Consider the following 9,950-nt stretch of genomic DNA (forward strand, 5'->3'; position numbering starts at 1 on the left):
TATAAAAAATCTTACAAATCTTTAAATATAGTATGCATCAGCCTTTTTTTGTCGTTGATGCTTTCTTCAAGCGATATCATAGTTTCAGTCCTGTAAACGCCCTCAATATCGTCTATCATAAAGATAACCTCCTTGGCGTGCTTAGTATCTTTAGCGCGTATTTTACAAAAAATGTTAAACTTACCTGTTGTTACATGAGCAACGGTTACAAACGGTATTTCGTTTATCCTTTCAAGCACAAACTTTGTTTGTGATGTATTATGAAGGAAAACACCCACGTAAGCAATAAAGGAATAGCCAAGTTTTTCATAGTCAAGCGTAAGCGATGAGCCCATGATAATACCCGCGTCTTCCATTTTTTTAACCCTGACATGGACTGTTCCGGCCGAAATGAGTAGTTTTTTTGCAATATCGGTAAATGGTACCCTGGTATTGTCAATCAGCATATCAAGAATTTGGTGATCAACTTCATCTAAACGAAACTTGCTCATAAATGTTTTATTTTAAGGTTTATGTACTGGTATAAAGGTCGATATAAATTAAAACGTTATACATTATAAGAAAATTACATAAACACCTCTGTACCGTTGCTAAATTTCCTGCTTTTACCGATATAAAAGTTTGCCTCTACACCATTTACAGGCAAGTGGCCTCCGTTAATATCAGCAAATTCTTCCTCATTACAGTCAAACTCCACATGGCCGAAACAAACTTCCGAATTGCCTATTTCTCTAATAAACGCTCGAAATATTACAGATTTATCAAATACAACTTCCTTATATTGTGCTGCAAAATTCGTTATTTTTTCTTTATTTTCATAATAAATTTTAACTTTTTTATACATCATGTCATAAAATATAATCTTATTTTGAGGAATATTGAAATATTCTTCTATTTCACCACCTACTAAAACGTTTTCGCTAATCATGTTAAATCCTGAATATAATGCAAAAAAAATAAATTTACGCGTTTCCTCTCTTTCATAGTCATTTTGATAATGTCCTGCTTCAAACAAAACAGTAGGAACATTTAAGGACTGAAACATATCGCCTATGCAATTTATATTAAATGAATCATCAAACCTGCCTACCTGCCCCGGAATATAGTACTGCAGGGTCTTATTCATGGCTACAATAACATCTATAGCTTTTTGGCGCACACTGTTAATTTCACGCTGTTCATTATATGAAGGCGCTAAAAATGAAACAGTAGCGGGTTTAGGCTCATCCCCTACACCGAATATTGTACGCTGGTCGTGCATATTATAGCAATAATCCGGCTTAAAATTTTCGAATGCCTGGCGCAGCAGTTTACTTTCCGGCTGGGATAACGCGACTGAATCACGATTAAGGTCAACATTATTCGCATTCTCCCGTGTATATAATCGTGCACCGTCAGGATTAACTATAGGGAGGATATAAAATGTAAAATTCCGTTTAAAGTCCTTCGCTACATCATCTTCAGATGCAAGGAAATTAAGGAAGTCGAATATTGCCTTGGTAGTGGTAGACTCATTGCCGTGCATCTGCGACCAGATAAAAATTTTTATCCGGCCGACGCCGGCAAGTATACTGTATACAGGTAACCCCTCAACGGAATTACCGATAACATCGATAGCGAATATGTTGCTCAACTTGTCGAGTAGAGGTTCAATATTTTCATTTGTAATATAACGGCCAAAAAGCGTTTGATCTTTATAAATGCTGTGCAAATAAGGTAAATCCATCGAAAGAAAATTTGTTACAAAAGTAAACACTAAGCTTTTTACAATTGTAAACAGCTAATTTAATTTGATTAGTTACAATTGTAAACAGATTTAGAGAATTATTTACCTATTATAACTAAAAATTATTATTCCGACGTGTAAATTATTAATAAAGAGCGTTATAAAGTTGTTCATGTAAACAAAGAGATTAATTATACCCTCTTAATCTCCACCGTGTTTGTTTAACTGATATGAATTGTTTACATTTGTAAATATTAAAATTGTTTACAATGATAAACATAGATGACTTCGTAAAGCGCCTCGAAAAAATACTGGAATATTATGGCCTTTCTGCGTCTGCCTTTGCCGATACAGTGGGCATACAACGTTCAGGAGTATCGCATTTAATGTCAGGGCGCAATAAACCCAGCCTTGATCTTGTGATGAAAATAAGCGATAGTTTCCCGGAGGTAGACTTGTACTGGTTGCTGAATGGCAACGGTACTTTCCCTAAAAGCGACGCTAAAATTTCGGGCCCACCACCTGCCTCCACCCTGCTCAAAGCTCCCCCACCCGAAAGCCCTAAACAGGATAGTGGCCTTGCCCCAGATTTATTTTCTAATCAGCACGCTAATGACCAGCTAGAAAATTTAGAGCGTAATTTTAATAGGCCAGAAAATATGTTGAAAGGCGACATAGAGCGAATTGTGGTTTTTTATAAAGGCGGTACTTTTAAGAGCTACATACCGGAAAATTAAAAAACCCCGGCTGTTTCTAAAAACAGGGCCGGGGCCATTAACCAATAAAACAAACACAAATTATCGTTAACCCTCTTTGTATTTTACTACTTCTCAGGTTTTACAATTATATATCTTTTTCGTTGATATAAATTTACAACCCGTTGTTGTTAAAATCTGTAAAGAGATAGTTAAACTGTTCTTAAAAAAGTAACAGTACAATTATCGCGATTGTTTTACACTGTCTTCTTCAAACAGCAGTTTAATATTTTCGTATGAATTTTTAAGGGCGGGGGCAATTTCTCCTGGTTTTAGCCAGGCTACCTTTTCTATACCCTCTTCAGCCTGCCCGGTAAGCTTTCCGTCATAGTTAGTAACCATTTCAAACCAGTGTGTTACTTTTAGCTTATACACACCATTGCGCTTAAAAACATGATAGGTTTTTTGCAGCTTATTAACCACCTTGAGGCCTTTAACGCCCGTTTCTTCTTCTACCTCACGCATAGCGGTTTGTTCTATCTCTTCATTTTTTTCAGTTCCCCCTTTCGGCAGGTCCCATTTTCCGTTACGAAATATAAAGAGTACCTCTCCCCTTTTATTATACACCAGCCCTCCCCCGGCTTTAGCCACAGGTATTTTATCTTTAAAGAGCCTAAGCGCCTGTTTTTCATCAGGATGGTATAGAAAAGCCTTATCTATTCGATTATTAAACATCTTGGTTATAAGTTGTTCAACATCAATACTTTCAAGTAAAAATAACTGAAAGTCGGTTTCTTTCTCTACCACAGAGGTTAAAAAAAGAGGCTTATCGTTTACAAAAACTTTATACATTTGCAGTATGATTTTTAATATAGACACCGCTAAAAAAACAGCTGAATTGCTTTTACAAATAAACGCAATTAAATTAAATCCTAAAAATCCTTTTACATGGGCTTCAGGATGGAAATCTCCTATTTATTGCGATAACCGCATTACACTGTCGTTTCCGCCCATTAGAAACTACATTCGCGATGAGTTTGCAAAATGTATAGAAAAAGAATATGGCAGGCCCGATGTTATTGCTGGGGTTGCTACGGGCGCTATAGGCATAGGTGTACTGGTAGCAGAGCAGATGGGGCTACCTTTTGTATATGTGAGGCCCGAGCCTAAAAAACATGGGCGCCAAAACCAGGTAGAAGGCTTTTTGCAAAAAGGCCAGAACGTAGTTGTGGTTGAAGACCTTATAAGCACAGGCAAAAGCAGCCTTATGGCTGTTGAGGCGTTAAAAGAGGCGGGTGCCAATGTGAAGGGCATGTTTGCTATATTTACGTACGGTTTTGATGTTTCTGTAGAAAATTTTAAAGCTGCCAACGTTAAACTGCGTACGCTTGGAAATTATGATACGCTGCTAGACCTGGCCACAGCAAAACAGTATATAACCGAAGCTGAGCAGGAAACCCTTAAAGAATGGCGCAATAACCCTGATACCTGGGGGCAATAATTTCAGATTTCAGAAGGTAGATTTCAGATTATATCTACTTTTATGGTATTGAAATGAAGGAAGATTTAATAATATTATGTTTCAGTTAATTAAAGATTTGAGTGAAGCTTAATCTGAAATCTGAAATCTAAATTTTGAAATAATAAAAATGAACTTAGAAAGTCCTGTAGTTACTGTACAAAAACCTGATCAATATATTTTTGACGCACTTAGCGATGTAAGGAACTTTGAAAAGCTGATGCCTGAAAACATTGCGAAGTTTGAAATTACCGGCGATGAGTCGTTTATATTCGCGCTAAAGGGGATGCCCGAAATAAAATTGAAGATAAAGGAAAAACAAGGCCCTGGCAAAATAATACTCGGGGCTGCGAGCGATAAGCTTCCTTTTACCCTTATAGGGAATATTACTACAGCTGATGAAAACAGCAGTAATATACAACTATTTTTTGAAGGTGAATTTAATGCCATGATGGCCATGATGGTTAAAGGGCCTATTACTAAGTTTATAGAAACACTGGCTAACAATATGCATAAGTTATAATTTATACATCTCACCTATACAATGCCTCTCAATAATTAATTGGGGGGCATTTTTTGTTTTCAGGTTAAAGATTATATAAACAATTGCCTTGATACTGCGTATTTGCGTATCTTTAAATACCTAATATGTAAACCAATGAAAAACAATAACGAATTTGAGCTTTCTTTTGACCTCACAGAAGATATCAAAGACAGAGGACTTATAGAAATACATGCTGGCGACGTTAATCTGCCTACAGGACGTATAGTGGCTTCAGACCCGTTTTTTTCGGCTGAGCAAGCTGCGTTTTCCCGCTCTGTGGTGCCGGATAAGTATCCGGTTTTTATTTATTTAGAACAAATAGATAAACTTCACAACCGCATAGCCTATGCTAAGATTAAATTCCGGCCTGAGCCTGCCTCGCGCTGGGTACTTGCCCTTACGGAAGATATAACCGAAGAAGAACTTAAAGACCTTGATGAAGATGAATTTTACGGCTTCCCTGTATCATCAGGCCTTGCTGGTTTTATGGATGAAGAAACCAATGAGGAATTTATAAACAAACTGGATGCCCTACAGGAAAAAGACCCGGAATATAACTATTATGATGAAGTACTTGCCGAAGAATTCAGGCAGTATTCCGGTAAAAATAATTTTTCACGCGAGTTAGGCGACTGGAACGATCACCATATAAATGCCGGATCTGACAATAACATCATTATGTTTGCCTCCGGCTGGGGAGACGGGTACTACCCCTCTTACTGGGGGCTTAACCAAAATGGGGATGCTGTAGAACTGGTTATTGACTTTTTACTGGATGATTTTGATACCGGCGAAGGGGAAGTGAAAGACGAATTTGAAGATGAAAATGTATAAAACTGATATGAATGCTCCTTGTTGAGAATTTGATTATATCGGTTGCTATATCACCTTCATAATATAAAATATATAAATCAACCTAAATCATGGGTAGATTTATATATTTTATTATAGTAACGTCGTACTATAATAAATGGATTACTTTCCGATGCAAAAATTAGCAAAAATATTGCCTAACAATTCATCATTAGTGACCTGCCCGGTAATTTCACCAAAAAAGTATAACGCCTGGCGGATGTCTATGGCCATCAAGTCGGCGGGGAGGTCGGATTGAAGTCCAAACTGCACTTTTTGTATCTCTTCAAGTGCTTTTATAAGCGCATCATAATGGCGGCTGTTTGTAACTATAGTTTCGTTGTTGTGTAACGCACCTGTATTTACAAACGAAAGAAGTTTTTCTTTAAGTTCTTCAATACCAATTTTTAATTTGGCCGATGTAATCAGTACCCCCGGTATCTGTACCCTTATTTCCGCTAACTGTTCCGGCGAATATAAATCACTTTTATTTGCTATAATCAACAGTGTTTTTTGTGGGTATTGATTTTTTATCTTTTCAATCTCTAACAGCACCGTATTTAACGCCGCATTATCCGGTATATAGGGGCTAAGGTAAACAACTACCTGTGCCTGTGCTATTTTTTCGAATGTTTTTTTAATACCAATGCTTTCTACAACATCTGTAGTTTCCCTTATACCTGCGGTATCTATAAAGCGGAAGCCTATTCCGTTTATTACAAGTTCGTCTTCGATGGTATCGCGTGTCGTTCCGGCAACTTCAGATACTATAGCACGTTCTTCATTAAGCAGTGTGTTTAGCAGTGTACTTTTACCTACGTTAGGTATACCCACAATAGCTACCGGTATCCCATTTTTTATTACGTTGCCTACCGCGAAAGAATCAATAAGGCGTTTTAATACAAACTCAATACGGCTTAGCAATTCAACAAACTGGCTCCTGTCTGCAAATGCTACGTCTTCTTCAGAGAAATCAAGTTCCAGTTCTATAAGGGAGGCAAAATTTAAAAGCTCTTCGCGAAGTTTTGCAATTTCGTTACTAAAGCCGCCACGCATTTGCTGCATGGCTATCTGGTGGCTTGCTTCATTATCGCTGGCTATAAGGTCTGCCACGGCTTCTGCCTGGCTAAGATCGAGTTTGCCGTTAATAAACGCCCTGAGCGTAAATTCTCCTGCCTGGGCCATCCTGCATCCTTTACGCAATAGTAGTTGTATTATTTGTTGTTGTATAAATGACGAACCATGGCACGAAATTTCAATGGTGTTTTCGCCGGTATAAGAGTTTGTACCTTTAAATATTGAAAGCAGCACCTGGTCATAAACTTTGCCCCCATCTTCTATGTAGCCCAGGTGTAACGTATGCGATTTTTGCTTCAGAATATCTTTTGCAGTAGCACTTTTAAAAACATTTGCAACAGTAATTATTGCATCTGGACCGCTAACGCGGATAACGGCAATAGCGCCTGAACCGGATGGCGTGGCAAGCGCAACTATAGTGTCATGAAAAAGCATGCAGGTATTTTTTGCAAAGATACATAATTTTAAAGGTGCGCATACTACCTTAGCAACAATCATCACATTAACAGTTTTTGTATATTATATTAATGTTAATGTATTTTTATAGTAGGAAAAATCATTATTTTATTGTATATTTATTGTACAATTTACGCCAATATGAAAAAGATACTTTTCCCTACAGATTTTTCGCAAGCCGCACAGACCGCTTTTGTATATGCCCTTAAATTTGCTGAGGGCCTGGGAGCAGAGATAATAATTTTGCATGTGTATGACCTGCCTATTGTTGATATGCCGCCTGTACCTGATACTACCCAGGAGGTATTTGATATTGTAGAAATGAACCAGTTTGAAAGTTTTAGGGACGAACTTCCGCAATTACATACCATTGCAGAATCAATGCAGTTAGGACATGTGCAGTTGCGTAATGTTTTGCTATATGGCGACCTGATTTACAACATCAATAAAGTTTGCGACGATGAAGGTATAGAGATGGTAATAATGGGTACCAAAGGCGCTACGGGGCTTAAGGAAACTTTTATAGGTAGCACAACAGCCAGCGTTATTTCAAATGTAAAGGTGCCCGTGTTAGGCATACCGGCAGAAGCCGAGTTCAACGCAATAAAACATTTGGCATTTACAACGCAATATAAAGACCGTGATAACGATGCCCTCCTTAAAGCTATTGAAGTTTCCAAAATATTCGATGCAAGGCTTTTATGCCTATATATTAAAAATGACGATGATCCTGAAGACATTGATGAGCGTATTAATGAATGGAAAATATATTATCGGGATGAAAATATTGACTTTTACAATATAGCCGGAGACCACATCGAGCAAACCATTCTCGACTTTATAGACAATCAAAAAATTGATATTTTAGTAATGCGCAAGCACAAACGTGGTTTTTTTGAAAGCCTTTTTCACCGCAGCCTTACAAAAAAAATGGCCTACCACAGTAAAGTTCCTGTACTTGTATATCACGAAAATTAGAATAATCCCCTCAAACATTATATCTCATTTATAGGTAAAAATATTCCACACAGTTTAGATACTAATTCTCTAATTTAAAGTCGGAAATTTAATATATTATCGGCTTAGAAGCGATATTGATAACTTATTAAGATTAGTTTCTGTATTATGTAATTTAAACAAAATAAACAAAAAATGTTTTAAAAACAACAATTTGTTATTTTTTGTTATGCTTTATCATTTAATTGTTTCTCATAGATTTCATCGCTATTTTTGCGATTAAACAATAAAGATACCATGGAAGCGAAACAGTTAGTACAATTAGCTGAAGAATTTGGAGGCCCGCTGTATGTTTATGATGCCGAGAAAATACAATCTCAGTACCATAGGCTTGAAAAGGCGTTTAATAAAGTACCGAGCCTGCGTATAAATTACGCGGTTAAGGCGCTTAGTAATATATCAATATTAAAGTTGCTTAAACAACTTGGATCCTGCCTCGATACAGTTTCAATACAAGAAGTGCAACTTGGGCTGCTTGCAGGCTATGCACCAGACAGGATTATTTACACCCCAAATGGTGTATCTATGGAAGAAATTGAAGAAGTAGCCGCACTGGGTGTACAAATAAATATTGACAACCTCTCTATATTAGAACAGTTTGGTGCCAAGCATCCTACTACCCCTGTGTGTATACGCGTTAACCCCCACGTTATGGCGGGTGGAAACAGCAATATTTCAGTTGGCCATATCGATAGTAAATTTGGCATCAGTATCCACCAGATGCCACATCTGTTGCGCATTGTAGAAAACACAGGAATGCACATTAACGGCATCCACATGCACACAGGTTCTGACATACTTGATATTGAGGTATTCCTTTATGCCGCCGAAATACTTTTTGAAGCTGCACTGCACTTTAAAGAACTGGAATTCCTTGATTTTGGCAGCGGCTTTAAGGTGCCTTATAAAAAAGACGATATAGAGACTGATATAGAAGAACTCGGTAAAAAACTGAGCAAAAGGTTCAATGCCTTTTGTAATGAGTATGGCCGCGACCTTACATTATGGTTTGAACCCGGTAAGTACCTTGTAAGCGAGGCGGGTTATTTTATTTCTAAAGTAAATGTTGTAAAACAAACTACCTCCACTGTATTTGCTGGTGTAGATACCGGTTTTAACCATCTTGTTCGTCCCATGTTTTATGGGTCGTACCACCATATAGAAAACATTTCAAACCCGAAAGGTAAAGAGCGCTTTTACAGCATCGTGGGCTATATTTGTGAAACAGACACCTTTGCCAGCAACCGCCGTATTGCCGAAATTAAAGAAGGCGACCTGCTGTGCTTCCGCAACGCCGGTGCTTACTGCTTCTCTATGTCAAGCAACTATAACTCCAGGGTACGCCCCGCCGAAGTATTATGGTATGAAGGCAAAGGCCACCTGATAAGGCAGCGTGAAACTCTTGAAGATATTACACGCAACCAGGTTATACTCGATTTTGAGCCTGTTGCTGTTACCGCTTAGGTTATATATATTACTTTTTTTTGTGAAGCCGGGGCATTGAGTTCCGGCTTCACTATTTTTCAGCAGCCCATCGTTATCGCTTTGCCGCGGCACTGTTTTCCCGCTGTCCACTGTATCTGCCTCCTTCCCGGCAGGATGCCGCTCCTATCGGGGCTATTCTCAATCGGTCGGGCAGTATTCAGTCGCGGTTGGTAAAAGCTTCACTTCTGTGGCAGTAGGCAGTGGTCAGTGTTCAGCATACAGTAGCTTCCCTCCTACCCGTAAAACAAATACTAATAAACAAGGGCAGCCGTTTGGCTGCCCTTGTTTATTAGTATTTGTTTGTCAATGTGTGTTTTGGTGATGCTACTGCCAACTGCCACTGAACACTGCCTGCTAAACTATCGCTTCATTGCAAAGTGTGCCCTGAATACCCTTTCGGTGTTGCCTTCGGTAAACTCTACGCGGAACCAGTAGTCGTCTGATGGTAGTGGCGCGCCGTTAAAGGTGCCGTCCCATCCTTCGCCATCCGTTACCCGTGAGGCCGGGCTCAGCTGCTTAATGAGCTTGCCGTAGCGGTCAAAGATATAAATACGCGCCTCAGGGTGGGCGTCCATGCCG

11 protein-coding genes are annotated in these 9,950 nt (G+C 38.6%); 6 read left to right on the forward strand and 5 right to left on the reverse strand.

What is annotated here, in order from left to right:
• Nucleotides 1-11 precede the first annotated feature (11 nt).
• Both ACLI09_RS05620 and ACLI09_RS05625 read right to left on the reverse strand, forming a co-directional pair.
• Nucleotides 12-491 carry an Lrp/AsnC family transcriptional regulator gene (locus tag ACLI09_RS05620; protein WP_026300077.1) on the reverse strand — a complete coding sequence of 160 codons (480 nt, stop codon included), beginning with the start codon at nt 489-491 and terminating at the stop codon, nt 12-14.
• 74 nt (nt 492-565) lie between these two features.
• Complete coding sequence (locus ACLI09_RS05625; protein WP_411418620.1) at nt 566-1,726, reverse strand: M14 metallopeptidase family protein; 1,161 nt, start codon at nt 1,724-1,726, stop codon at nt 566-568.
• Between the two features lie 269 nt (nt 1,727-1,995).
• On the opposite strand from ACLI09_RS05625, the gene ACLI09_RS05630 reads away from it, so the two are divergent.
• Nucleotides 1,996-2,463: a helix-turn-helix domain-containing protein gene (locus tag ACLI09_RS05630; RefSeq protein WP_411418621.1), complete on the forward strand. Its 468-nt coding sequence runs from the start codon at nt 1,996-1,998 to the stop codon at nt 2,461-2,463.
• A gap of 201 nt (nt 2,464-2,664) precedes the next feature.
• Here ACLI09_RS05630 and ACLI09_RS05635 read toward each other — a convergent pair whose 3' ends face one another.
• Nucleotides 2,665-3,273, reverse strand: coding sequence for an NUDIX hydrolase (locus ACLI09_RS05635; RefSeq protein ID WP_411418622.1), 609 nt, complete (start codon nt 3,271-3,273; stop codon nt 2,665-2,667).
• A 7-nt stretch (nt 3,274-3,280) separates the two neighbouring features.
• Between ACLI09_RS05635 and pyrE the strand changes: the two genes are divergently transcribed.
• From pyrE to ACLI09_RS05650, 3 genes are all read left to right on the forward strand, one after another.
• Nucleotides 3,281-3,922 (forward strand): orotate phosphoribosyltransferase, encoded by a 642-nt coding sequence (gene pyrE, locus ACLI09_RS05640; RefSeq protein ID WP_411418623.1) that lies wholly within the window; start codon nt 3,281-3,283, stop codon nt 3,920-3,922.
• Between the two features lie 148 nt (nt 3,923-4,070).
• Nucleotides 4,071-4,463, forward strand: coding sequence for an SRPBCC family protein (locus tag ACLI09_RS05645; RefSeq protein WP_411418624.1), 393 nt, complete (start codon nt 4,071-4,073; stop codon nt 4,461-4,463).
• A gap of 135 nt (nt 4,464-4,598) precedes the next feature.
• A complete protein-coding gene (locus ACLI09_RS05650) occupies nt 4,599-5,318 on the forward strand; it encodes a DUF4241 domain-containing protein (protein WP_411418625.1) in 720 nt (239 codons plus the stop codon).
• Between the two features lie 141 nt (nt 5,319-5,459).
• Here ACLI09_RS05650 and mnmE read toward each other — a convergent pair whose 3' ends face one another.
• Nucleotides 5,460-6,848 (reverse strand): tRNA uridine-5-carboxymethylaminomethyl(34) synthesis GTPase MnmE, encoded by a 1,389-nt coding sequence (gene mnmE / locus ACLI09_RS05655; RefSeq protein ID WP_411418626.1) that lies wholly within the window; start codon nt 6,846-6,848, stop codon nt 5,460-5,462.
• 162 nt (nt 6,849-7,010) lie between these two features.
• Between mnmE and ACLI09_RS05660 the strand changes: the two genes are divergently transcribed.
• Nucleotides 7,011-7,847: a universal stress protein gene (locus ACLI09_RS05660; RefSeq protein WP_411418627.1), complete on the forward strand. Its 837-nt coding sequence runs from the start codon at nt 7,011-7,013 to the stop codon at nt 7,845-7,847.
• Nucleotides 7,848-8,123: 276 nt separating this feature from the next.
• Nucleotides 8,124-9,350, forward strand: a complete 1,227-nt coding sequence (lysA, locus tag ACLI09_RS05665) for a diaminopimelate decarboxylase (protein ID WP_411418628.1) — start codon at nt 8,124-8,126, stop codon at nt 9,348-9,350.
• A 380-nt stretch (nt 9,351-9,730) separates the two neighbouring features.
• Here the strand turns inward: lysA and ACLI09_RS05670 are convergent.
• A partial coding sequence (locus ACLI09_RS05670; RefSeq protein WP_411418629.1) for a T9SS type B sorting domain-containing protein occupies nt 9,731-9,950 on the reverse strand: 220 nt, incomplete at its 5' end.

The organism is Flavobacterium sp. RHBU_24 (assembly GCF_046613695.1).
Lineage (GTDB): Bacteria > Bacteroidota > Bacteroidia > Flavobacteriales > Flavobacteriaceae > Flavobacterium.

Excerpts from the sequence above, each read along its gene's own strand:
- ACLI09_RS05625 (WP_411418620.1), bottom strand. The coding sequence starts at position 1,726 with ATGGATTTACCTTATTTGCACAGCATTTATAAAGATCAAACGCTTTTT.
- pyrE (WP_411418623.1), top strand. The coding sequence starts at position 3,281 with ATGATTTTTAATATAGACACCGCTAAAAAAACAGCTGAATTGCTTTTA.
- ACLI09_RS05630 (WP_411418621.1), top strand. The coding sequence starts at position 1,996 with ATGATAAACATAGATGACTTCGTAAAGCGCCTCGAAAAAATACTGGAA.
- ACLI09_RS05635 (WP_411418622.1), bottom strand. The coding sequence starts at position 3,273 with ATGTATAAAGTTTTTGTAAACGATAAGCCTCTTTTTTTAACCTCTGTG.
- lysA (WP_411418628.1), top strand. The coding sequence starts at position 8,124 with ATGGAAGCGAAACAGTTAGTACAATTAGCTGAAGAATTTGGAGGCCCG.
- ACLI09_RS05645 (WP_411418624.1), top strand. The coding sequence starts at position 4,071 with ATGAACTTAGAAAGTCCTGTAGTTACTGTACAAAAACCTGATCAATAT.
- ACLI09_RS05660 (WP_411418627.1), top strand. The coding sequence starts at position 7,011 with ATGAAAAAGATACTTTTCCCTACAGATTTTTCGCAAGCCGCACAGACC.
- ACLI09_RS05620 (WP_026300077.1), bottom strand. The coding sequence starts at position 491 with ATGAGCAAGTTTCGTTTAGATGAAGTTGATCACCAAATTCTTGATATG.
- ACLI09_RS05650 (WP_411418625.1), top strand. The coding sequence starts at position 4,599 with ATGAAAAACAATAACGAATTTGAGCTTTCTTTTGACCTCACAGAAGAT.
- mnmE (WP_411418626.1), bottom strand. The coding sequence starts at position 6,848 with ATGCTTTTTCATGACACTATAGTTGCGCTTGCCACGCCATCCGGTTCA.